This is a genomic window from Roseovarius sp. A46, assembly GCF_004126395.1.
GTDB lineage: Bacteria > Pseudomonadota > Alphaproteobacteria > Rhodobacterales > Rhodobacteraceae > Roseovarius > Roseovarius nitratireducens.
In genome coordinates this window covers 55,132-76,257 of sequence record NZ_PVWS01000010.1, presented here as the reverse complement: position 1 = coordinate 76,257, position 21,126 = coordinate 55,132, and the positions used below count along the sequence as shown (strand labels likewise).

At 66.5% G+C, this 21,126-nt stretch carries 22 protein-coding genes; 15 read left to right on the top strand and 7 right to left on the bottom strand.

Features of this window, described 5'->3' with window-relative positions; all coding sequences use genetic code 11:
• Positions 1 to 4 precede the first annotated feature (4 nt).
• From C6W92_RS07465 to C6W92_RS07425, 9 genes are all read left to right on the top strand, one after another.
• Complete coding sequence (locus C6W92_RS07465; protein ID WP_129432376.1) at positions 5 to 1,042, top strand: TRAP transporter substrate-binding protein; 1,038 nt, start codon at positions 5 to 7, stop codon at positions 1,040 to 1,042.
• A 2-nt stretch (positions 1,043 to 1,044) separates the two neighbouring features.
• Entirely contained in the window at positions 1,045 to 1,611 is a 567-nt protein-coding gene (locus C6W92_RS07460; protein WP_129432375.1) for a TRAP transporter small permease subunit, read from the top strand.
• Positions 1,608 to 2,891, top strand: a complete 1,284-nt coding sequence (locus C6W92_RS07455) for a TRAP transporter large permease (RefSeq protein ID WP_129432374.1) — start codon at positions 1,608 to 1,610, stop codon at positions 2,889 to 2,891. The genes C6W92_RS07460 and C6W92_RS07455 overlap by 4 nt, the downstream gene beginning before the upstream one ends.
• 33 nt (positions 2,892 to 2,924) lie before the next feature.
• Positions 2,925 to 3,683, top strand: a complete 759-nt coding sequence (locus tag C6W92_RS07450; protein ID WP_129432373.1) for a carboxyltransferase domain-containing protein — start codon at positions 2,925 to 2,927, stop codon at positions 3,681 to 3,683.
• Positions 3,680 to 4,693 carry a biotin-dependent carboxyltransferase family protein gene (locus tag C6W92_RS07445; protein WP_129432372.1) on the top strand — a complete coding sequence of 338 codons (1,014 nt, stop codon included), beginning with the start codon at positions 3,680 to 3,682 and terminating at the stop codon, positions 4,691 to 4,693. Before C6W92_RS07450 ends, C6W92_RS07445 begins: the two co-directional genes overlap by 4 nt.
• A gap of 3 nt (positions 4,694 to 4,696) precedes the next feature.
• Positions 4,697 to 5,470, top strand: coding sequence for a 5-oxoprolinase subunit PxpA (locus C6W92_RS07440; protein ID WP_129432371.1), 774 nt, complete (start codon positions 4,697 to 4,699; stop codon positions 5,468 to 5,470).
• 236 nt (positions 5,471 to 5,706) lie between these two features.
• A complete protein-coding gene (locus C6W92_RS07435) occupies positions 5,707 to 6,420 on the top strand; it encodes a class I SAM-dependent methyltransferase (RefSeq protein ID WP_129432370.1) in 714 nt (237 codons plus the stop codon).
• A gap of 48 nt (positions 6,421 to 6,468) precedes the next feature.
• Positions 6,469 to 7,272 carry a hypothetical protein gene (locus C6W92_RS07430; protein ID WP_129432369.1) on the top strand — a complete coding sequence of 268 codons (804 nt, stop codon included), beginning with the start codon at positions 6,469 to 6,471 and terminating at the stop codon, positions 7,270 to 7,272.
• 21 nt (positions 7,273 to 7,293) lie between these two features.
• Positions 7,294 to 8,262: a glycosyltransferase family 2 protein gene (locus tag C6W92_RS07425; protein ID WP_241691098.1), complete on the top strand. Its 969-nt coding sequence runs from the start codon at positions 7,294 to 7,296 to the stop codon at positions 8,260 to 8,262.
• A 3-nt stretch (positions 8,263 to 8,265) separates the two neighbouring features.
• Here C6W92_RS07425 and C6W92_RS07420 read toward each other — a convergent pair whose 3' ends face one another.
• The 4 genes from C6W92_RS07420 to C6W92_RS07405 form a co-directional block, all read right to left on the bottom strand.
• On the bottom strand, positions 8,266 to 8,868 hold the full coding sequence (locus tag C6W92_RS07420; RefSeq protein ID WP_129432368.1) for a hypothetical protein: 603 nt from the start codon (positions 8,866 to 8,868) through the stop codon (positions 8,266 to 8,268).
• Positions 8,869 to 9,088: 220 nt separating this feature from the next.
• Positions 9,089 to 9,487 (bottom strand): PaaI family thioesterase, encoded by a 399-nt coding sequence (locus tag C6W92_RS07415; protein WP_129432367.1) that lies wholly within the window; start codon positions 9,485 to 9,487, stop codon positions 9,089 to 9,091.
• Complete coding sequence (locus C6W92_RS07410; RefSeq protein WP_129432366.1) at positions 9,484 to 10,509, bottom strand: phosphotransferase family protein; 1,026 nt, start codon at positions 10,507 to 10,509, stop codon at positions 9,484 to 9,486. The genes C6W92_RS07415 and C6W92_RS07410 overlap by 4 nt, the downstream gene beginning before the upstream one ends.
• Complete coding sequence (locus tag C6W92_RS07405; protein ID WP_129432365.1) at positions 10,506 to 12,149, bottom strand: long-chain fatty acid--CoA ligase; 1,644 nt, start codon at positions 12,147 to 12,149, stop codon at positions 10,506 to 10,508. Before C6W92_RS07405 ends, C6W92_RS07410 begins: the two co-directional genes overlap by 4 nt.
• Before the next feature lie 130 nt (positions 12,150 to 12,279).
• Here C6W92_RS07405 and rpe point away from each other — a divergent pair, with 130 nt between their 5' ends.
• The 4 genes from rpe to katG all read left to right on the top strand — a co-directional run bounded on the left by rpe (position 12,280) and on the right by katG (position 16,883).
• Positions 12,280 to 12,981: a ribulose-phosphate 3-epimerase gene (gene rpe, locus C6W92_RS07400; RefSeq protein WP_129432364.1), complete on the top strand. Its 702-nt coding sequence runs from the start codon at positions 12,280 to 12,282 to the stop codon at positions 12,979 to 12,981.
• Entirely contained in the window at positions 12,978 to 13,634 is a 657-nt protein-coding gene (gene gph / locus C6W92_RS07395; RefSeq protein WP_129432363.1) for a phosphoglycolate phosphatase, read from the top strand. Before rpe ends, gph begins: the two co-directional genes overlap by 4 nt.
• Positions 13,631 to 14,593 (top strand): nitronate monooxygenase, encoded by a 963-nt coding sequence (locus tag C6W92_RS07390; RefSeq protein ID WP_129432362.1) that lies wholly within the window; start codon positions 13,631 to 13,633, stop codon positions 14,591 to 14,593. Before gph ends, C6W92_RS07390 begins: the two co-directional genes overlap by 4 nt.
• Positions 14,594 to 14,717: 124 nt before the next feature.
• A complete protein-coding gene (gene katG, locus C6W92_RS07385; protein ID WP_129432361.1) occupies positions 14,718 to 16,883 on the top strand; it encodes a catalase/peroxidase HPI in 2,166 nt (721 codons plus the stop codon).
• 55 nt (positions 16,884 to 16,938) lie between these two features.
• Here the strand turns inward: katG and C6W92_RS07380 are convergent, their stop codons facing one another.
• Both C6W92_RS07380 and C6W92_RS07375 read right to left on the bottom strand, forming a co-directional pair.
• Positions 16,939 to 17,859 carry a glucokinase gene (locus tag C6W92_RS07380; protein WP_129432360.1) on the bottom strand — a complete coding sequence of 307 codons (921 nt, stop codon included), beginning with the start codon at positions 17,857 to 17,859 and terminating at the stop codon, positions 16,939 to 16,941.
• Positions 17,852 to 18,622, bottom strand: a complete 771-nt coding sequence (locus tag C6W92_RS07375) for an HpcH/HpaI aldolase/citrate lyase family protein (protein WP_129432359.1) — start codon at positions 18,620 to 18,622, stop codon at positions 17,852 to 17,854. Before C6W92_RS07375 ends, C6W92_RS07380 begins: the two co-directional genes overlap by 8 nt.
• A 119-nt stretch (positions 18,623 to 18,741) precedes the next feature.
• Between C6W92_RS07375 and C6W92_RS07370 the strand changes: the two genes are divergently transcribed.
• Positions 18,742 to 19,158 (top strand): VOC family protein, encoded by a 417-nt coding sequence (locus tag C6W92_RS07370; RefSeq protein WP_129432358.1) that lies wholly within the window; start codon positions 18,742 to 18,744, stop codon positions 19,156 to 19,158.
• On the top strand, positions 19,155 to 20,054 hold the full coding sequence (locus C6W92_RS07365) for a DMT family transporter (protein WP_129432357.1): 900 nt from the start codon (positions 19,155 to 19,157) through the stop codon (positions 20,052 to 20,054). Before C6W92_RS07370 ends, C6W92_RS07365 begins: the two co-directional genes overlap by 4 nt.
• 47 nt (positions 20,055 to 20,101) lie before the next feature.
• Here the strand turns inward: C6W92_RS07365 and C6W92_RS07360 are convergent, their stop codons facing one another.
• Entirely contained in the window at positions 20,102 to 21,034 is a 933-nt protein-coding gene (locus tag C6W92_RS07360) for a carbon-nitrogen hydrolase family protein (protein WP_129432356.1), read from the bottom strand.
• Between the last annotated feature and the right edge of the window lie 92 nt (positions 21,035 to 21,126).

Sequence of the window (21,126 nt, the reverse complement as noted above, 5' to 3'; positions counted from 1 at the left end):
GACCATGAAATTCACCGCAATCCTCACCGCCACCACCATCCTCGCCACGCCGCTCGCGGCGCAGGAGCTGTCCGTCGTTGGAAGCTGGTCGAGCCTGCCGCTCCACAAGCAATACGAGGCGCCGTTCTGGACCGAGACGCTGCCCGAAGCCTCGAACGGCGAGATCAGCGTCTCGCTCACCACCCACAACCAGATGAATCTCGGGGTAGGCGACGTGTTCCGCCTGCTGGGCCAGGGCGTCTATGACGTGGGCATGACCGTGGCCGATTACGCCGTCGCCGATGCGCCCGAGCTTGAAGGGCTCGACGTGCCGCTGCTGGCGCTGACGGCCGAGGAGGCGCGCGCGATGGTCGATGCCGCGCGCCCGATGGTCGAGGACATCTTCAACGACCGGTTCAACTCCCACGTTCTCGCCATCGCGCCCTACCCGCCGCAGGTGGTGTTCTGCAACGCGCCTGTGACGCAACTGTCTGATCTTGAGGGGCTCAAGGTCCGCGCCTCGGGCCGGATGACTGCGCAATTTCTCGAGGCGCTGGGCGCCGAGGGCATCAACGTCAGCTTCGGCGAAGTGCCCGGCGCGCTGCAGAACGGCGTGGTGGATTGCGCCGTCACCGGCGCCGGCTCGGGCTATAGCGCCGGTTGGTGGGAGGTCTCCACCCACCTGCTGCCCATCCCCCTTGGCGGCTGGGACAGCGTGGTAACGGCGATGAATCTTGACCGCTGGAACAGCCTCGATTCCGAGACGCAATCGCTGATCGAATCGCAGATCGAGACCGAGTTCGAGGATCCCGCGTGGGCCACGGCGCAGGATGCGCTGGTCAACGATATCGCCTGCCTCACTGGCAACGGCGAGTGCCCCTCGGGCGAGGCCCGCGACATGACACTTGTCGAGGTCTCCGACGCCGATTTCGAGCGCGCCCGCGAAGTGCTGGTGAATACCGTGCTGCCCGACTGGGCCGAGCGCGCCGGTGACGAATGGGCGCAGCGCTGGAATGCCAGCGTGGGCGAAACCGTCGGCGTCACCATCCCCGGGGTGAACTAAGCATGACCGGCGCAGCGGACCGGGCAGAGGCCCTCCTCGGCGCGCTGCGCCGGATCAACCGCGCGGTCGCGGTGATGGTGGGTGCGGGCCTGATGGCCTGCGCCGCGCTGGTGCTGTCTGACATCGCGCTGCGCCGGGTTCACGCATCCTTTGGCGGCACCGACGAGATCAGCGGCTATGTCATGGCAATCGCCACCGCCTGGGGCATGGGCTATGCGCTGACGGAGCTGGGCCATGTGCGCATCGACATCCTGCGCACGCGCGGCGGCGCGGGCGTGCGGGCGATGTTCGACCTCTTTGCGGCGCTGGTGCTGGCGGGCACGGTGAGCCTCGTGGCGATCAAGGCGTGGCCGGTGGTCGCTCGCTCGCTCGCCAATTCCTCGCGCGCCAACACCCCTCTGGAGACGCCGCTCGCACTGGTGCAACTGCCGTGGTTCGCGGGCTGGATCTGGTTCGCTCTGATGGCGTGGCTCACCTTTGCGGCGGCGCTCGTGCTGGTGCTGCAAGGCCGCTTCGATGCCGCCGACCGCGCCATCGGCGTGGTGGGTGAGGGGGAGGCCCCGCAATGATCGCCTATGCCACGTTCGGCCTTCTTGGCCTGCTCAGCCTTTCGATCCCGGTGGGCATCGTGCTCTTCCTGCTGGGCTTTGGCCTCGACATCTTCTTCACGCCCTTCCCGCTGATCCGGGGCCTCGGCAATCTTGTCTGGTCGACCTCCAACAACCCTACGCTCATCGCCATCCCCTTCTTCGTGCTCCTGGGCGAAATCCTCGTGCGCTCCGGCATCGCCACGCGCACCTACGCCGCGCTCGACCGCTGGGTGAGCTGGCTGCCCGGCGGCCTCGTCCATGCCAACGTGGCCACGGCGACCATGTTCTCGGCCACCTCCGGCAGTTCGGTGGCCACCGCCGCTACCGTCGCCACCGTCGCCATGCCGCAGGCGGAAAAGCTGGGCTACGACCCGCGGCTGTTCTCCGGCGCGATCGCGGCGGGCGGCACGCTGGGCATCATGATCCCACCCTCGATCAACCTCATCGTCTACGGCTTCCTCACCCAAAGCTCGATCCCCAAGCTGTTTCTCGCGGGGCTCGTCCCCGGCGTGGCCCTCGCGCTCGCCTTCATGGTGGTCACCGTGCTCATATGCATCGTGCGCCCCTCCCTTGGCGGCACGCGGCGCATCTTTCCGCTGGCCGAGATGCTGCGCGCGCTCGTCCAACTGATCCCGATCATCCTGCTCTTCGCCGCGATCATCGGTTCGATCTACAAGGGCTGGGCGACGCCGACCGAGGCGGCCTCGGTGGGCGTCGCCGGCGCGCTGCTCATTGCCGCGCTCCTCGGCACCCTCAACCGCGACGTGCTGGGCCAGAGCCTCTTGGGCACCGTCAAGATCACCGCCATGATCATGCTCGTGGTCATCGGCGCGTCGTTCCTGAACTTCACCCTCGCCGCCGCCGGGCTGGGCAACGAACTCCAATCCATGCTGGGCAATCTCGGCCTCTCGCCCCTGGGCACGATCCTCGTCATCGTCGGAATCTACATCGTGCTCGGCTTCTTCATCGAGACGCTGTCGCTCATGGTCGTCACCATCCCCATCGTCGTGCCGCTCGTCGTCGCGCAGGGGTTCGACCCGATCTGGTTCGGCATCCTGATGATCGTGCTGATCGAGATGGCGCTCATCACCCCGCCCGTTGGCCTAAACCTCTACGTCGTGCAGGGCGCGCGGCAGGGCGGGCGCATGTCAGAGGTGATGGTGGGCGCGGCACCCTACGCACTGACCATGCTGGTGATGGCGGGGCTGCTGATCGCCTTTCCGCAGATCGCCCTGTTTTTGCCGAACGCGGTGCAGTAGACCAAGGCGCGACAAGGCAAGGACAGGATTGACGTGACCGATACGGAGCGCTCCAACGGCAAGGCCGCCTTCCCCCGCATCGGGCGGGTGGGGCTGGACGGGCTGCTTGTCTCCTTTGGTGACCGGCTGAGCGAGGCGGGCAACCGCGCGGCGCTCGCCTTTCGCGCGGCGGTGGAGCGGGAAAGCCCCGAGGGCGTGGCGGAGACCTCTACATCCCTGGTCTCCACCTTCCTGCGCCTCGATGCGCTGCACGCCGATCCGGACGCCGTGGCGCGCGAGATGCAGGTGCTTCTCGACAGCCGCGATTGGTACAGTGCCGATCTGCCGCAGGGTCGCCGCCTCTGGCGCATCCCCACCATCTACGGCACCGATCTCGCCCCGCAACTCGAGGAGGCCGCAGGCGAGGCGGGCCTCTCACCCGAGGCCGCCGCGCGGGAAATCGCTGGCACGCGCGTGCGGGTGCAGACCATCGGCTTCGCCCCCGGACAGCCCTATCTGGGCGAGTTGCCGGAACATTGGAACATCCCGCGCCAGCAGGCGCTGACAGAGCGGGTTCCAGTGGGCGCACTGGTGCTGGCGATCCGGCAGCTTGTGCTGTTTTCGGTCTCGACGCCGACCGGCTGGCGGCACATCGGGCAGACGGGGTTTCGCCTCTTTCGCCCCGAGGCAGAGGAGCCTTTCGTGCTGCGCCCCGGCGACGAAGTGATTTTTGATTCGGTGGAGCGCGAGGCCTATGACCGCCTGTGCGGCGCGGGCCCCGATGGCGGCGCCACTTGCGAGCCGATCCGATGACCCGCGCGCTGATCGTGCATCAGGCCGGGCCAGGCGTCACCGTGCAGGATCTCGGGCGACCGGGATACCTGGCCTATGGCCTCTCGCGCGGCGGCGCTGCGGACCGGTTGGCGCTTTACGAGGGCGCGGCGCTTCTGGGGCAGGCGGTTGACAGCGCCGCGCTGGAAATGGCGGGGATGGGCGGCACGTTCGAGGCGACCGAGGACATGCGCATCGCCCTCACCGGCGCGCCCATGCGCGCGAGCATCGACGGCGCGGCTTTGGCGTGGAACGCCTCTCATCCGCTGCACGCCGGTGCCCGGCTCACCATTGGCCCGGCCACCGCCGGGGTCTATGGCTATCTGCATGTGGGCGGCGGGATCGCCACGCAGGAAATTCTCGGCGCACGCTCCGCCCATCTCGCCGCCGGGATCGGCGCGGCGCTCGCGGCAGGCGATACCCTGCCCGTGGGGCCGGACCGGGGCAGAGAAACTGGCCTTGTCCTCGACGCAGACGACCGGTTTTCGGGCGGCGAGGTCCGCGTGGTGGCGGGCTACCAGACCGGGATGTTTCCCGACGAGGAGGTGGCGCGGTTCGAGGAGACGCGCTTCACCCGTGACGCGCGCGGCAACCGCATGGGCGTGCGCCTCGCCCCCGACGGCAGGGGCTTTGCCAGCCGCGCGGGCCTCACCGTGCTGTCCGAGGCGATCGTTCCGGGCGATATCCAGGTCACCGGCGACGGCGCGCCCTTCGTGCTGATGTCCGAGTGCCAGACGACGGGTGGTTATCCGCGTATCGGGGCGGTGCTGCCCTGCGACCTGCCCCGCGTGGCGCAGGCAGCCCCCGGCACGGCGCTGCGCCTGCGCTTCGTCCCCTCGGACGAGGCATTGGCCGCCGAGCGCCGCGCGGCAGAGGCGCGTGACGGGCTGCGCCGCCGCCTCACGCACCTCACGCGCGACCCCCACGACATCCGCGATCTTTTGTCCTATCAACTCATCAGCGGCGTCATCGCCGGGAACGAGGAGGAATGAGCCATGCAGGAAAGTATCGACCTCAATGCCGACATGGGCGAAAGCTTCGGGCCGTGGAAGATGGGCGACGATGCCGCGCTTCTGGACGTGGTCAGCTCCGCCAATATCGCCTGCGGCTTTCACGCGGGCGACGCCGACGTGATGGCCGCGACGATGGCGCGCGCGGTGGCCAATGATGTTGGCATCGGCGCGCATCCCGGCTTCCGCGATCTTCAGGGCTTTGGCCGCCGCCGCATGGACGTGCCCCATGCCACGCTCGCCAATCAGGTCCGCTACCAGGTGGGCGCGGCGCAAGGCATGGCCCGCGCGGCGGGCGGCGCTGTGCGGCATCTGAAACTCCACGGGGCATTGGCCAACATGGCGTCCGAGAACGAAAACCTCGCCCGCGCGTGTTACGAGGCAGCGCTGTCGGTCGATCCCGACATCATCATCATGGTGCTCGCGGGCACCGCGCAGGAGGCGGCGGCGCGCTCCCTCGGCGCGCGCATGGCCTGCGAGATATTCGCCGACCGCGCCTACAATGCCGATTGCACGCTCGTGGACCGGCGACAGCCCGGCGCGGTGATCCACGACGCCGACCGCGCCGCCGCCCGCATCCTGGAGATGCTGCGCGCAGGCGCGATCATTGCCGAGGACGGCACGCATATCCCCACGCGCATCGACACCATCTGCCTGCATGGCGACACGCCCGAGGCGGTGGGCATCGCCAAGTCCTTGCGCGCCGGGCTCGAAGCGGCGGGGGTGCGGGTTGCCCGGTTCGAGGGGGCACGCGGCTAGGTGATCGCGGTGGATATATCCGCCCGCTCGCCATGTCCCCGCTCTCTGCCCGGCAAGACGCCGTCCTTATTCGCAAACGCCAGCATTCCGCCCTTGGCGGCAAGCCGCCAGCCGTGGTCTATTGTCAGGGAAACGACAACATGCAATCGGGCCAGCAGGAACGCCGCCTAGCTCAAGAATTTGACCGCCCGCAACTCCTGTTCAACCAATAGGAGGCAATTTCAAGAGACTGAGATATGGAGCTGAAACTGGCTTACGAGAGCTACGATGATTTGATGAACGCGCAAGACTGGCATGACAAGCTTGCGGATTTGAACGAAACAATTTCCGACTGTCTTCGGAAAATCGACGAACCTGTCAGGATGAACGGGAACCTGTTCTATCGTCACAAGCAAATCGACTTCTACAACCAACCTTTTGTGCCGGACTTCGATCCCAAGCGCAGAAACTTTTTTACCCTCGCGCAACGTTCGACAAAACTGTTCGAAATCGGCGTGAACGGGGGGCACAGAATGCTCCTGGCGCTGATGGCCAATCCCGATTTGCAATGCGTCGGTGTTGATGTGTGCGCGCAGCTTGAGCCAAGCTGGGCCCGCGTTGATATTTATGTGCCCGCTGCCTTTCGGTGGCTCGAAAACAACTTTCCCGGAAGAGTCGAGACAATAGTCGGAAACTCGCTTGTTGTCGCTCCTCAGTATGCCCTGGACCATCCTGATGCCGGGATTGATTTTCTTCATCTTGACGGCGCGAAAAACACGCATTTGCGCGAAGTTCTTGGCCTGCGGGACGCGATGAAGAGTGGGGCATATGTCGTCCACGACGATTTCAACGCGCGGCCCGTCAGACTGTCAGACCGTCAGCTTCGCCGCATCAGGATCACGCAGGAGATCGACTTTGACGAATTGGGGCTTGTCGAAAACCGCTGGCACACCGTGCGCCGTCTGACCTAGGTTTCGACAGATCGGGCCTGGTCTGGCAATAGTTGAAGGGGCGTAAACATGACACTTGCCACCATCGCCATGTTCTGGGACGGCCCGCCGCTCGGCTTCATCGAGCGGCTCTGCGTGCAGTCCTTCGTGGATGCGGGTCACCCGGTCGTGATGTTCTCATACGGCCCGGTTGAAGGTCTGCCCGCCGGGGTCGAGGCGGCGCCGGCCACCGATATCCTGCCCAACCCGAAAACCATGATCCGTCACGCGCGCACCGGCAGTCCCGCACCCTATAGCGACAAGTTTCGCTATCACCTTCTGGCGCGGCATGACGGCATCATCTGGTCAGATACGGATGCGTACTGTTTGCGTCCGTTCGAGCCGCGCGCAGGCTATTTCTTCGGTCGCGAGAACGACGCGGTGGTCGCCAATGGCGTGCTGGCACTGCCCGCCGCCTCGCCCACCCTGAAATCTCTCATCGCGTTTTGCGATGACGAATACGCTATTCCCGTTTGGATGGGACACAGGCATCTTGCCGAGATCGAGCGCCGCGCTGCAGAGTCTGATCCGATGCATGTCTCGGAAATGCCGTGGGGTGTGTGGGGGCCGCGCGCGCTGTCGCATTTTCTCAAGGAACATGACGAGTTTCGCCACGCCCTGCCGCCGCATGTGCTCTACCCGGTGTCGTTCGGCGATCGGCAGCTCTATTTTCGCAAGGCGGCGATGACGTGGGGCCGCGTGCGCGAGGATACGGTGTCGATCCATTTCTACGGGCGGCGTTGCCGACGGCGGCTGGAATTGCGCCATGACGGGGTGCCGCCGCCGGGGTCGATCCTCGCGGAACTGGCCGAACGCCACGGCGTGACCGCCTGAAGCCGACGAGAGGAGGGCCGCATGAACCGATTTGTCATCGTCACACCGATGAAGAACGAGGGGCCGTTCATACTTGAATGGGTGGCGCACAATCTCGCCATTGGCGCGGATGTGATCGCGATCTTCTCGAATGACTGTACGGATGGTTCCGACGCGCTGCTTGATCGCCTGGACGAGATGGGCAAGCTGCGCCATTTCGATAACAGCTCGAAAAAGCCCGCCCCGCAGCGCCGCGCCTATCGCCGGTTTCTCAAGATGGACCTCGCTGGGCCGGCAGACTGGGTCATTCCCATCGATGCCGACGAGTTCATCAACGTCAAGACCGGTGATCACACCCTGCGCGCGCTCACCGATGCCGTGCCGGAGGCACGCACCCTCTCGATGACCTGGCGTCTCTTCGGCAATGCCGGGGTCACCGCTTATGACGAGGGGTTCCTCACCGATCAGTTCCGCATGGCTGCGGCCGACATGACCCGCCGTCCCCCGCAGGCATGGGGGCTCAAGACCATGTTCCATCGCGGTCTTTGGGGGCATATCGGTGTGCACCGGCCCAAGCGGCCCACCGTCGATACATTTGCCGAAACGCGTTGGTATAATGGCTCGGGCCAGCCGATGCCCGACCGCTACATGGAGGGCAGTTGGCGTTCGGGGCCCGACTCGCTTGGCTACGACCTCGTGCAACTCAACCACTATGCTCTAAAATCCTGCGAATCCTATCTCGTGAAAAAGGCGCGCGGACGCGCCCATCACGGTGGCGAGGCGCTTGGCCTCGACTACTGGCAAAAGATGAATCACAACCGGATCGAAGATCGCAGCATCAACGCGATCCGTCCGCGCAAGGCGGAAATCTTCGAGGATTTGCTCGCCGATCCCGAGCTGCGCCGCCTGCACGAGGCGTGCTGCTCCCGCCACCGCGAGATGATCGCGGAACTACGCGCGCGCCCCGATTTCGATGCCCTGATGCGGGCGCTCCTGCCCGAGGCCGCGTGAAGCTCAGAATGCGTTGGTGAATGCGCCGACGATCTGCGTAAGCGCCTCGCGCGGCAGGGCACGTTTTCTCAGCACGAATTTCGCCATGCGTCCGCGCATCTCGACCGGCTCTGCAAAGCGTTCCACCGCGTGATAACGCGGTCGGTCGCCGTAGTCGTCAAACAGCACCACGGTCTTGCGGGTGCTGCGCAGCATCACTGCGTAAAAACACGCCTCGCGAAAGCGACCGTCGATCAGCACGGTATCGGGAGCAATGAAATCGGGACGGTCCCAGACCTCGAGCGGATAGCGGTGGTAGCGGCGATAGCCCGAATGATCCACCGGACGCCCCCATTTCCCGGTCTTGCCGATCGCGCTGTGGTGCAGATGCACCTCGGAGGCTGTCCCCGCCTGATCGAGATATGCTTGCAGGTTTCGCGTCCACTGCCTGTCGCTCTCCACAGAGAACACCGTCTTTCCCGGCATCTCCGAGGCGAGCACCGTCGAGCCGCCGCTGCCATATTCGAGGATGACGCGCGCCCTGGCATAGGTATCGCGGACAAGGTCGGCCACCTCGGGCGAAAATGTCAGTTCCGGTTTCGCCATGCTCTCCTGATCCATGCTCATGTTTTTATCTCCGGCAATTTTCGCCCCAAATCGCTTCACGGCAATGTCGAGCCGCGTGTCGGTCTCATACGGCGTCGATCTTCGCCACCGCCTGCCTGTCGGTCACGGTCCGGGCTGCGTTCGCGTTGACAGCCATGGTGCGGCTCCTGCGTCGGGCGCGGTTGATCCGGTTTCCCGATCGCTAGCACAGGGGCGGCGCGATGGGCAGGGTTCTTCACCGTCAGCCGCTCCGGCGATAGCGGAACACCCCGGTGCCGGTGGCGACGGCCGTGCCGGTTTCGTCACGCACCGTGGCTTCGGCGAAATAGGTGCTCTTGCCGCCCCCTGTCCGGTGCGCCTCGACAATGAGCCGGTCGCCCTGTGCTTGCCCCAGAAAGTTAACCGTGAGTGAAAGCGTCAGCGCCATCTGACGTCGGTCAGGATCGCCGGTGTAGCACCCGGCGAACCCCATCGCCGTGTCCAGCAGCGTTGCGTGGATGCCGCCATGCGGCAGCCCCTGCCGGTTCATCACGTGCGGTGCGAGGGGCAATTCCACCCGCGCGAAATCGCGTTCCCATGCGGTTAGTTCATATCCCAGGTGCGTCTGAATACCCGAGGGCGGTTCCTGCCAGCCGGTCATGCCCGCCCCTCCTGCGCCGCCGCCAGCCCGGCGCGTGCAAACTCGGGTACGTATTCACCCAGCCGCAGCCCGCGCTCAGGGTCAGCGGCGTTTCCGTCCATCGCGCGTTTCTTCACCCCTTGAAGGATTGCCGCCATGCGGAAATGGGCAAAGGCGAGGTAAAAGCCGAAATCCGCGATCGGCGCGATGCCCCGCCGTTCGCAATAGCGTGCGACGAATGCCTCGTCGGACCAAAGCCCAAGCGCCGCGCGATCCACGCCCGCCAGCCCGCGCCCCTCGGTGGTCGCGGGCATGGCCCATTGCATCAGCACGGCAGCGAGATCGGCATAGGGGTGCCCGGTTGTCGAGAGCTCCCAGTCGATCACCGCGCGGATCTCCGGGGCATCGGGGGCAAAGATCAGGTTGTCGAGACGGTAGTCGCCATGCACCAGACAGCGTTGCCCGTCGTCTTCGGGCAAGTTGCTGGTCAGCCAATGTGTGAGTTGCTCCATCTCGGGCAGGTCATCGGTGGCGGTGGCGCGGTATTGCGCGGTCCAGCGATCGCATTGGCGGGCATAGTAGTTGCCGCCGGGGCCGTAATCGTCGAGCCCCGCCGCCACCAGATCCACATCGTGGATCGCGGCCAACACCCGGTTCATCGCGTCGATGATCGCGCCGCGCTCGGGCGGCGCGAGGCCGGGCATGGCGGGCGCGTCGAAGATGCGGCCAGTGATTTCCTCCATGATGTAGAAAGGGGTGCCGATCACGGTCTCGTCCTCGCACAGGACGTGGACCTTTGCCACCGGCACGTCCGTTCCGGCCAGCGCGCGCTGCACGCGGAACTCGCGCTCGACGGCGTGGGCGGACTTGAGCAGCACGCCGGGTGGCTTGCGGCGCAGCACGAACCTCCCGGTTGGCGTGCTCAACCTGTAGGTTGGATTGGACTGCCCGCCGCTGAATTTCTCAGCCTCCACCGGCCCCGTGATCCCCGGCATGTGATCTTCCAACCAAGTCGCCAGCGCGGCAGTATCCAGCCCGCTCATGCCGCGCCCCCGCGCAGCTCGGGCAGCACGTAATCGGCCATACGCTGTCGTAGGGTGAGCTTCGATATCTTGCCGGTGGCGGTCAACGGCAATTCCTCCACCCAGACCAGATCGTCGGGCAGTTGCCAGTGCGCGAAATGGCCGGCCATGTGGGCGTGCATCTCCTCGAGGGCGGGCCGCTCCGCGCCCGACGCCACCGCGACCAGCACGGGGCGCTCGTCCCATTTCGGGTGCGGCATCGCCACCACGGCGCAGGCGGCGATGGCGGGATGCGACAGGGCGGCGTTTTCCAGATCAATCGAACTGATCCATTCGCCGCCGGATTTAACGAGGTCCTTGGCACGGTCGCGGATCACCAGTCGTCCCTCGGAATCGACGGAAGCGACATCGCCGGTGCCGAACCAGCCCTCGGCATCCATCGCCATGCGCGTGGCGTCCTCGTTTTCAAAGTAGCCCGAGATCACGGTGCTGCCGCGCACGTACAGCTCGCCCGTGGCGTCGCCGTCATGGGGCAGGCGGGTGCCGTCGTCGTCCACGATCTTGAAATCCAGCCCGAAAATACGCCGCCCTGCGCAGCACTTGGCGGTGATGCGGTCCTCGTCGTCCGCGCCGTCATAGCGTGGCGGCAGCACGCCATGGCTGCCGATGGGGCTCATCTCGGTCATGCCCCAGGCCTGTGCCACGTTGACGCCGCGCGCCTCGTAGGCCTCGATCATGACGCGCGGGGCGGCGGACCCGCCGACCACCAAATCGCCGAAGCCCTGCGGGATCCGTCCCTGCGCGTCGATCTCCGAGAGAAGCCCGGCCCAGACCGTGGGCACGCCCCAGGCCGACCAGACGCCCTCGCCATCCATCAGGCGGAACAGGCTCGGCCCGTCGAGGTTTGGCCCCGGCATGACCAGCGTCATGCCCGTGAGCGGCGCGGTGTAGGGCAGACCCCACGCGTTGACATGGAACATCGGCACCACCGGCAGCACGCAGTGCCCGGCGCGGAAACTGCTGGTCTGGCACAGTGGCACCTGCATCGCGTGCAGCACGGTAGACCGGTGCGAGTAGAGGGCGCCCTTGGGATGCCCGGTGGTGCCAGAGGTGTAGCAGAGGCCCGATGCCGTGTCCTCGGGAAGGTCGGGCCAGTCATAGGTGGCGGGCTGTCCTGCGATCAGTTCCTCGTAGCAGAGTGCCCCGTGCGGGGTTTCGGGCATGCGCGCGCGGTCGGTGAGAACGACGAGGCGCAGGCCCTCGGGCAGGTCGGGCAGCAGGTCCACGACCAGAGGCACGAGATCGGCATCGACGAACAGTAGCCGGTCATCCGCGTGGGCGATGATGTAGAGTAGTTGCTCGCGTGCGAGGCGCGGGTTGAGCGTGTGGCACACCGCCCCGATCCCGGCGACGGCGTAGTAAAGCTCGAAATGCCGGTGCCCGTTCCATGCCAGCGTCGCCACCCGGTCGCCGGTCTTTACGCCGAGGCCAGTCAGCGCATGGGCAAGCTGCGCCACGCGGCCAAGCGTCTGCGGATAGCTCTGGCGGTGCAGGTCGCCCTCTACCCGCGCCGAGACGATCCCCGCGTCCCCATGCGCCTCGGCGGCATGGCGCAGGATGTCGATGATCCGCAGGTCACGGTGCATCATGAGACCCTGCATCGCGCTCCTCCCTTCGGTTTTGACCAGACGGTTACACGAATGACCGGGGGGATCAATCGCGGTGCGCGGGGCTTGACCTTCGCCGCCCGAGCGCGCATTTCCATCGCATCCCCGCCGCAGGAGAGCTGCCATGCCCCATGACCGTTCCATCAAGATCGCCCCGTCGATCCTGTCGGCCGATTTCGCCAATTTCGGTGCCGAGATCAGGGCCATCGAGGACCAGGGCTGCGATTGGGTGCATGTCGATGTGATGGATGGGCATTTCGTGCCGAACCTGACCTTCGGCCCGCCGCTCTGTGCCGCCATTCGCCCGCATATCAAGACGGTGATGGACGTGCACCTGATGATCGCGCCGGTCGATTCCTATATCGACGCCTTCGCGCAGGGAGGCGCCGATGTGCTCACCGCGCACATGGAGGCCGGCCCGCATATCCACCGCACGCTGCAGGCCATTCGCGGCGCCGGCTGCAAGGCGGGGCTGGCGCTCAACCCCGGCACCGGGCTCGATGGCGTCGAGAACCTGCTCGACATGATCGACCTCGTTTGCGTGATGACGGTCAATCCCGGATTTGGCGGTCAGAAATTCATCCACAGCCAGATCGACAAGGTGAAGCGCCTGCGTGCCATGATCGGTGACCGGCCCATTCATATCGAGATCGACGGCGGCATCACGCCGGAAACCGCGCCGCTCATGGCCGCCGCGGGGGCCGATGTGCTGGTCGCCGGGTCGGCGGTGTTCAAGGGCGGCAGCGTCGCGAATCCGGCGCCCTATGGTGACAACATCCGCGCCATCCGCCGGGCGGCAGAGGCCGCGACCGGCGCCATGGCATGAGCCGGGCGGTTATTTTCGATCTCGACGGGACGCTCATCGACAGCGCGCCCGACATCCACGCCGCCGCCAATAGCCTGATGGACCGGCATGGGTTGGCGCCGTTCCCCCCTGAGGAAACGCGCAGCTTTATCGGCAGCGGAGTGCCGCATTTCATAACCTGCTGCCTGCGCGCGCGGGGAGAGGCCGGCAACGCGGCGCTGCGCACTCAGATGATCGCGGAGTTCATCGACCTTTACGAGACGGCGGTGACGCTGACGCGGGTTTATCCCGGCGCGGCCGAGGCGCTGACGGCACTCGCCTCCGGGCCATATGCGCTCGGGCTGTGCACCAACAAGCCCGTCATACCTGCCCGCGCGGTGCTGGCACATCTGGGGCTCGACGTGCATTTCCCGGTGGTGATAGGCGGCGACAGCCTGACCACGCGCAAGCCCGATCCCGCGCCATTGCAAGCGGCGGTGGCCGGTCTGGGCGCGCGGGACGCGGTCTTTGTCGGCGACAGCGAGGTGGATGCCGAGACGGCGGCGCGGGCGGGACTGCCCTTTGCGCTCTACACCGAGGGGTATCGCAAGGGCGCGGTGGCGGACTTGCCCCATGCCCGCGCATTCGCGGATTTCGCCGATCTGCCGGGGATCGTGGCGGAGATTCTGTCATGAGGACGCGGCTTACCGATGCATTTGACCTTGAGCATCCCATCGTGTCGGCTCCGATGGCTATGGCCGCTGGTGGCAGGCTGGCGGCGGCCGTGAGCCATGCCGGGGGGCTGGGCCTGATCGGCGGAGGCTATGGCGATTCGGATTGGATCGAGGGCGCCTTTGCCGAGGCGGGGAACACGCGGGTGGGCTGCGGCTTTATCACCTGGAAGATGGCGGAGAACCCGGCGGTGCTGGACCAGGTGCTGGCGCGTGATCCGGCGGCGCTGTGCCTGTCGTTTGGCGATCCGGCCCCGTTCGCGCCGCGCATCCATGATGCGGGTGTGCCGTTGATCTGTCAGGTGCAAACGCTTCGCGACGCGCAGCGCGCCGCCGAGTGCGGCGCCCGGGTGATCGTGGCGCAAGGGTCCGAGGCCGGGGGGCATGGCGAGCGGCGCGGCACGATCACGCTGGTGCCTGAAGTGGCCGATTGGCTGGCGGGCCATGCGCCCGACGTGCTGCTGCTCGCGGCGGGCGGGATCGCCGATGGGCGGGGGCTTGCCGCCGCGTTGATGCTAGGGGCGGATGGAGTGCTTGTCGGCTCTCGGCTCTGGGCCGCGCGCGAGGCGCAGGTCAGCGATGCGATGACCGATGCCGCCATCGCCGCCACCGGCGACGAGACCATCCGCTCGACGGTGATGGATGCCGCGCGCGGCCTGCGCTGGCCTGCGCGCTATACCGCGCGGGTGCTGCGTAATCCGGTGACCGAGCGGTGGCACGATGACCCCGAGGGCCTGCGCGCCGACGGGGAGGCACAGGCGGAGTGGGTCGCGGGCTGGACGGAGGGCGATCCCGCGCGCGCCAACACCTTCGTGGGAGAGGCCGCGGGCCTCATCCATGACCGCCCGCCGGTGGCCGATATCATCACGCGCATGACTGCCGAGGCGGAGGCGCTGCTGCGGCAGGGTGCGACGCATAATTAAAACCTATAGAAATGATCTAAAAAGAGAATTTTACCTAATTCTCTTGATTTGTTAGAACCATTCCAGATTCGCGCCGTGCAATCCGTGCGGCGTGCGAGAGACGCAAACCGAACCGGAGGAAAAGATGGACGGCAACGACATAGGCAAATGCCCCGTGATGCATGGCGGACAGACCGAGAGCGGCAAGAGCGTCACCGACTGGTGGCCCAAGATGCTCAACCTCGACATCCTGCACCAGCATGACACCAAGACCGATCCGCTGGGCCAGGAGTTCGACTATCGTGACGCGGTTCGTGGCCTCGATGTCGAAGCGGTCAAGGATGACCTCAAGGCGCTGATGACCGAGAGCCAGGAGTGGTGGCCGGCCGATTGGGGCCATTACGGCGGTTTGATGATCCGGCTGGCATGGCACGCGGCGGGCAGCTATCGCCTCGCCGACGGGCGCGGCGGCGCGGGCACTGGCAACATTCGTTTCGCGCCGCTCAACTCGTGGCCTGACAACGGCAACCTCGACAAGGCACGCCGCATCCTGTGGCCGATCAAGAAGAAATACGGCAACCGGCTGAGCTGGGCCGATCTCATCATCCTCGCGGGCAACATGGCCTATGAATCGATGGGGCTCAAAACGTTCGGCTTTTCCTTCGGACGCGAGGATATCTGGCACCCCGAGAAGGACACCTACTGGGGCGCCGAGCGCGAGTGGCTCGCACCGTCGGACAGCCGCTACGAGGATGTGGGCAAGCCCGACACGATGGAGAACCCGCTCGCCGCCGTGCAGATGGGTCTCATCTACGTCAACCCCGAGGGCGTCAACGGCCAGCCCGACCCGCTCAAGACCGCCGGCCAGGTGCGCGAGACCTTTGCCCGGATGGCGATGGACGACGAGGAGACCGCGGCGCTGACCTGTGGCGGGCACACCGTCGGCAAATGCCACGGCAACGGCGATGCCGAGGCGCTTGGACCCGAGCCCGAGGGCGCGGATGTCGAGACGCAGGGGCTTGGCTGGATCAACCCCAACCTGAAGGGTGCGGCCACCAACGCCATCACCTCGGGCATCGAGGGCGCATGGACGACCAACCCGACGCAGTGGGACATGGGCTATTTCAAGCTGCTCTTCGGCTATGAATGGGAGCTGACCAAATCCCCTGCAGGTGCCAACCAGTGGCAGCCGGTCGACATCCGTGAAGAGGACATGCCGGTGGACCCCACCGATCCCTCGAAGCGCGTTATGCCGGTCATGACCGATGCCGACATGGCGATGAAGATGGACCCGAGCTATCGCGCCATCTGCGAGAAGTTCATGCAGGACGATGCGTATTTCGCCGATACCTTCGCGCGGGCATGGTTCAAGCTGACCCACCGCGATCTCGGGCCGCAGACGCGTTATATCGGCCCCGATGCGCCCGACGAAGAGCTGATCTGGCAGGATCCGGTCCCGGCGGGCACCGTCGATTACGATATCGGCAAGGCCAAGCGCCTGATCGCGGAAAGCGGGCTGCCGGTGTCGGACATGGTGGCGACTGCGTGGGATTCGGCGCGCACCTTCCGGCAGTCGGATTTCCGCGGCGGCGCCAACGGCGCGCGCATCCGCCTCGCCCCGCAGAAGGACTGGGAGGGCAACGAGCCCGACCGTCTGGCGCGCGTGCTGAGCGTGCTGGAGCCGATCGCGGACGAGGTCGGCGCGAGCGTGGCCGACATCATCGTGCTGGCGGGGAACGTGGGTGTCGAGCAGGCCGCCAGGGCCGCCGGGTTCGACATCGAGGTGCCGTTCGCGCCCGGTCGCGGGGATGCCACCGACGAGATGACCGACGCGGATTCGTTTGCCGTGCTGGAGCCGCTCGCCGACGGTTTCCGCAACTGGATGAAGAAGGACTACATCGTCACCTCCGAGGAGATGCTCCTCGACAGGGCGCAGCTCATGGGCCTCACCGGGCCCGAGATGACCTGCCTGATCGGGGGGATGCGGGCGATGGGTGCCAATCACGGCGGCACGGCGCATGGCGTCTTTACCGACCGGGTGGGCGCGCTGACGACCGATTTCTTCACCACGCTCACCGACATGGGCCTGAAGTGGGAGCCCGCGGGCAACGGTGTCTACAACATCGTGGACCGCAAGACCGGCAAGACCCGCCACACCGCGACGCGGGTCGATCTGGTATTCGGCTCGAACTCGATCCTTCGCGCCTATTCGGAGGTCTACGCACAGGACGATGCCGCCGAGCGGTTCGTCTACGACTTTGTCTCTGCGTGGACCAAGGTGATGGAGGCCGACCGCTACGATCTGGGCTGATCGCGGCCTGGGCGAATGACAAGGGGCGGCGCCGGGACGATCCGGCGCCGCCTTTTTACGTGCGCTGCCGCAGCGCCCGCCAGCAACCGCGAAGCGCGGCCATGTCGTCGGTGATAAGCGTGACCGGCATTGCCTGCATGATCCCGGCATAGGGGCCGCGCGCGGTGAAGGTCGAGGCGAAATCCGTCCCGGTCAGGTGTGGGGCGACCGCCCGCGCGGTACCGCCGATGAGGTACACACCGCCGGTGGCCATGTGGGTGAGCGCGAGGTTGCCCGCCACTGCGCCCAGAAGCCGCGCGAAGAACGCCAGCGTGTCGCGCGCCGCGCCACCGTCGCTCGCCGCCGCGACGATCGCGGGTGCGTCGCGCGTCTCGCCGGTGCGCAGCCGGTGCAGCCGCGCCAGCCCCGGCCCCGAGAGAAGCGCCTCGTAGGGCTTGTGCGCCACCTCGCGGCCCAGGGCCGCGATCACGGCATTCGCGGCCTCATCCAGATGCGGCAGACCGGAATGCCCCGCCTCGGCGGGCGGCACGAAGAGGCGGTCGCCCACGCGGTATGCCACCGCGATGTTGCTGCCGGTGCCGAGGCCCAGCACCATGCGCGCGCCGTCGGGGTCGGGCGTGCCGGGCAGGATGGGGACGAGATGGCCCTGATCGATATCGTCGAGCGACATCGCCTGTGCCTGCAGATCGTTCATCAGGTGAACGCGCACCGCGCCGGTGAGGCGGGCGAGCCCCTCACTGTCGATCCGCCAGTCCCGGTTGGTCAACTGCGCCGCCCCGCAGTGCACTGGCCCTGCCACGCCCGCGCAGAGCGCCGAGACCTGCGCACCGCCCAGATAGGCCGCGACCAGCGCCTCTGGCGTGGCGAAATCGGCATTGGTCAGCCGCTGCGCGGTTTCCGGGCGCAGCCCGTCTGCGGTGGCCAGTGCCAGCCGGGTGTGGCTTGCGCCGATATCGGCCAGCACCCACTCAGCCATCGCGCCAGCGTGCGGCCAGCGCCCGCGCCGCCTCGGCCAGCAGGACCACGTCGATCCCCACGGCGACGAAGCGCGCGCCCCAGTCACGGTAGCGCGTAGCCGTTTCCGGGTCGAGCGCGAGGATGCCGGGCGCGCGCCCAGCCGCCGCGATCCGCCCCAGCGCGCCCTTGATTGCCTCTTGCACCTCGGGGACCGAGGCATCGCCGAGATGGCCCATGTCGGCGGCAAGGTCCGAGGGGCCGATAAAGATCACGTCCACCCCCTCGACGGCGAGGATCTCGTCAAGCGCGGCGAGCCCTGCGCGCGTCTCGACCTGCACCATCAGGCATGTCTGCGCATTGGCCGTGCGGATGTAATCAGGAATGCCGGAGAACCGTGAGGCGCGCGCCAATGCCGCGCCCGATCCGCGCACGCCCTCGGGCGGGTAGCGCATGGCGCGCACGAGGCCCTCCGCCTGCGCCGCGCTCTCGACCATCGGGATGAGTAGCGTCTGCGCACCCGCGTCCAGCACCTGCTTGATCGCCCATGTCTCGCCCATGGGCAGGCGCACAACCGGCTGCGTTTTCGCGCCGCGCAGCACACCAAGCTGCGCCGAAATCGTGCGCAGGTCGTTGGGCGCGTGCTCGGCGTCGATCACCAGCCAGTCGAAGCCGGCCTCGGCCAGCACCTCGGTCGGGTAGGGCGCGGCAAAGCCAGCCCAGCAGCCATAGAGTGTCTCGCCGCGCGCAAGCGCGGATTTCAGGCGGTTTTCGGGGGCGGGCATGGTTCTCTCCTATCAGGTGGTCGGGGCCAGCATAGACCGCGGTGGCCGTGGCTGGCGAGGGGGTGCATGGACAATCCGGTGTGTGCGTGCTTCGGTCTCTCCACGTCAGGGAGGGAGCCATGAAACTCACGCTGCACCACGTCAATCTGGCCACGGACCGGGTCGGGGAAATGGCCGTTTTCTACCGCGATGTGCTTGGCCTCGAGGTGCCCGAGTGCGACGTTCCGGTGCTGGAAAAGGAGCGGGGCTATTCCGGCGACGTGGCCTTTGTCACCGATGGGCGCATTCAGACCCATCTCGCGCGTCGCGACCCGCAGGCCGGGTTCCGCGCCGGGCAGATCGTCAATCCGGTGGCGAGCGGCCATATCGCGTACCGCACCGACGATATCGCCACCTTTCGCGCGCATCTCGAGGCGCAGGGCATTCCCTATTCGGATTGGGGTAACCGGGCGGTGGCGGGGTGGCACCAGATATTCTTCTATGATCCGGACGACAACGTGATCGAGGTTCACCAGAAAGCGGATGGTGCGCCGTGACCGATCATCTCAAGGGCCTTCTCATCACCGCGACCGGCGTGTTGTTCATCGTGCCGGACTCGCTGTTCGTGCGGCTGATCGAGGGCGACGCTGCGTCGATCACCTTCTGGCGCGGGATCACCGCAGGCAGCGTGATCCTGATCGGCGTGCTGCTCACCCGTGGGCCGACAGGCTTTCGCGAGGTGGCGGCGACGGGGGGGCGCGGCGCGCTCTATACGATGCTGCTGGGCATGTCCCTGTCGGGCTTTGTGCTGGCGGTGAGCTGGACGAGCGTGGCCAACGTGGTGCTCATCCTCGCCTCCATGCCGGTCTTTGCTGCGCTCTTCAGCCGCGTTTTCCTGGGCGAGACGATCAGCCTGCGGATGGTGCTGACGATGATCGGGGTGTTCGCCGGGCTGGCGCTCATCCTGCGCGGCTCGCACGAGACGGCGGGAGCGCATTGGAGCGGCGACCTCGTGGCGCTCGGCGTCTCGGCGACATATGCGGCGGCGATGACCACGGCGCGGCGGCTGCGGGCGGTGTCGCTCGTGCCGACCATTCCGGTGGCGATGATCGGGGCCTCGCTGCTGGTCTGGCCGCTGGCGTCACCGCTGGAGACGTGGCAGGCAAGCTGGCCGCTCCTGCTGGCGCACGGGGCGTTCATCAGCGTAGCGACCTCACTGATGACGCTGGGGCCGCGCTATATCACCGCGGCAGAGGTGGCGCTGCTGATTCTTCTGGAATCGGTGTTGGCACCGCTGCTCGCCTGGGCGGTGATCGGTGAGGACCCGGGACGTTGGGCGCTCATTGGCGGGGCGGTGGTGATCTCGGTGCTGGCCGTGTCGAATATCTGGGCGCTCAGGATGAGTCGCCGGATGCGAATTCGACCGCAGCCGCGCACCGGGCCGCCGCTCTGAGACAGGCGGCTCTTTATCTAGGAGTGGGCTTGGCGGCGCGGTGCCGCTCAGACGAAATTGACCGGGCGCTTCGGGCTTCTGTCGACCGTCAGCGAAAACACGTCAGGGCGGGAGTAGTGGCCGCTGGCGTCGAATTTCCGGCGTGAGGCGCGGGCATCGGCGACGTTGATCTCGGCCATGAGAAAGCCCTTTTCGCGGTGCATCGGCCCGGCGGCGACCCCGCCGAAGGGTTTGTAGACCACGGCATCGCCGGGGTTCACCCATTCATCCTTGTTGGGAAACAGGGTATCGTAATGCGGGATGTTCGAGGGAATGTCCGACGCCTCCAATGCGGTGGCGCATCCGATCACCCAACAGCCGCCTTCGCGGGCGATATGCTGCATCGTGGCCAGCCAAGTGTCGCCACTATCCCAGGTCGGCGCGACATAGATGTCGATGTTCTGGGCATAGAGCGCGGCGCGCGCCATTGGCATGTAGTTTTCCCAGCAGAGCAGCGCGCCGATCCGCCCCGCCGCGGTATCGACCACGTTGAGGCCCGCCCCGTCGCCGAAGCCCCAGATCATGCGTTCCGGGTTGGTCGGCATCAGCTTGCGGTGGTTGTTGGCGATGGTGCCGTCGGCGTCGATGATGATGCATGAGTTATAGAGGGTTGAGCCCGACACGGCACCATCGAGTTCCTGGTACCCGGCCACGATGACCATCTCGTGCTCTGCCGCCGCCTCCTGCAAAGGAGCCATGCCGTTGCGGCTCAGATCGATCGAATTGGCCTGCAACAGGGCGAATAGCTCGTCCGTCTTGCCCATGTCGGCGCCCGGTGAAAGGCGCCAGCAGAACGTTGGATACCCTGGAAACCAGGCTTCGGGAAAGACCAGCAGCCGCGCCCCCTCGCTGGCGGCTTGCGCAACCAGTTCGACCGCGCGATCCATGCTGGCAGCGAGGTCGAGATAGACTGGCGGCTGTTGAACGATTGCGATCTTCATGGCGGTTTCTCCCATTGATCAGCCTGTCGCCGATGATTGGCGTCAAGATCCGCTGTCAAGGTCGCTGCTATGTCCCTGCCGCGATAGTCCTG

What these genes read in the sequence shown, in the direction of transcription:
- C6W92_RS07430 (WP_129432369.1), top strand. Translation starts at nt 6,469, where the DNA reads ATGACACTTGCCACCATCGCCATGTTCTGGGACGGCCCGCCGCTCGGC.
- C6W92_RS07375 (WP_129432359.1), bottom strand. Translation starts at nt 18,622, where the DNA reads ATGCCCGCCCCCGAAAACCGCCTGAAATCCGCGCTTGCGCGCGGCGAG.
- gph (WP_129432363.1), top strand. Translation starts at nt 12,978, where the DNA reads ATGAGCCGGGCGGTTATTTTCGATCTCGACGGGACGCTCATCGACAGC.
- C6W92_RS07445 (WP_129432372.1), top strand. Translation starts at nt 3,680, where the DNA reads ATGACCCGCGCGCTGATCGTGCATCAGGCCGGGCCAGGCGTCACCGTG.
- C6W92_RS07410 (WP_129432366.1), bottom strand. Translation starts at nt 10,509, where the DNA reads ATGAGCGGGCTGGATACTGCCGCGCTGGCGACTTGGTTGGAAGATCAC.
- katG (WP_129432361.1), top strand. Translation starts at nt 14,718, where the DNA reads ATGGACGGCAACGACATAGGCAAATGCCCCGTGATGCATGGCGGACAG.
- C6W92_RS07415 (WP_129432367.1), bottom strand. Translation starts at nt 9,487, where the DNA reads ATGACCGGCTGGCAGGAACCGCCCTCGGGTATTCAGACGCACCTGGGA.
- rpe (WP_129432364.1), top strand. Translation starts at nt 12,280, where the DNA reads ATGCCCCATGACCGTTCCATCAAGATCGCCCCGTCGATCCTGTCGGCC.
- C6W92_RS07370 (WP_129432358.1), top strand. Translation starts at nt 18,742, where the DNA reads ATGAAACTCACGCTGCACCACGTCAATCTGGCCACGGACCGGGTCGGG.
- C6W92_RS07405 (WP_129432365.1), bottom strand. Translation starts at nt 12,149, where the DNA reads ATGCAGGGTCTCATGATGCACCGTGACCTGCGGATCATCGACATCCTG.
- C6W92_RS07455 (WP_129432374.1), top strand. Translation starts at nt 1,608, where the DNA reads ATGATCGCCTATGCCACGTTCGGCCTTCTTGGCCTGCTCAGCCTTTCG.
- C6W92_RS07360 (WP_129432356.1), bottom strand. Translation starts at nt 21,034, where the DNA reads ATGAAGATCGCAATCGTTCAACAGCCGCCAGTCTATCTCGACCTCGCT.
- C6W92_RS07465 (WP_129432376.1), top strand. Translation starts at nt 5, where the DNA reads ATGAAATTCACCGCAATCCTCACCGCCACCACCATCCTCGCCACGCCG.
- C6W92_RS07425 (WP_241691098.1), top strand. Translation starts at nt 7,294, where the DNA reads ATGAACCGATTTGTCATCGTCACACCGATGAAGAACGAGGGGCCGTTC.
- C6W92_RS07440 (WP_129432371.1), top strand. Translation starts at nt 4,697, where the DNA reads ATGCAGGAAAGTATCGACCTCAATGCCGACATGGGCGAAAGCTTCGGG.
- C6W92_RS07420 (WP_129432368.1), bottom strand. Translation starts at nt 8,868, where the DNA reads ATGAGCATGGATCAGGAGAGCATGGCGAAACCGGAACTGACATTTTCG.
- C6W92_RS07380 (WP_129432360.1), bottom strand. Translation starts at nt 17,859, where the DNA reads ATGGCTGAGTGGGTGCTGGCCGATATCGGCGCAAGCCACACCCGGCTG.
- C6W92_RS07390 (WP_129432362.1), top strand. Translation starts at nt 13,631, where the DNA reads ATGAGGACGCGGCTTACCGATGCATTTGACCTTGAGCATCCCATCGTG.
- C6W92_RS07460 (WP_129432375.1), top strand. Translation starts at nt 1,045, where the DNA reads ATGACCGGCGCAGCGGACCGGGCAGAGGCCCTCCTCGGCGCGCTGCGC.
- C6W92_RS07435 (WP_129432370.1), top strand. Translation starts at nt 5,707, where the DNA reads ATGGAGCTGAAACTGGCTTACGAGAGCTACGATGATTTGATGAACGCG.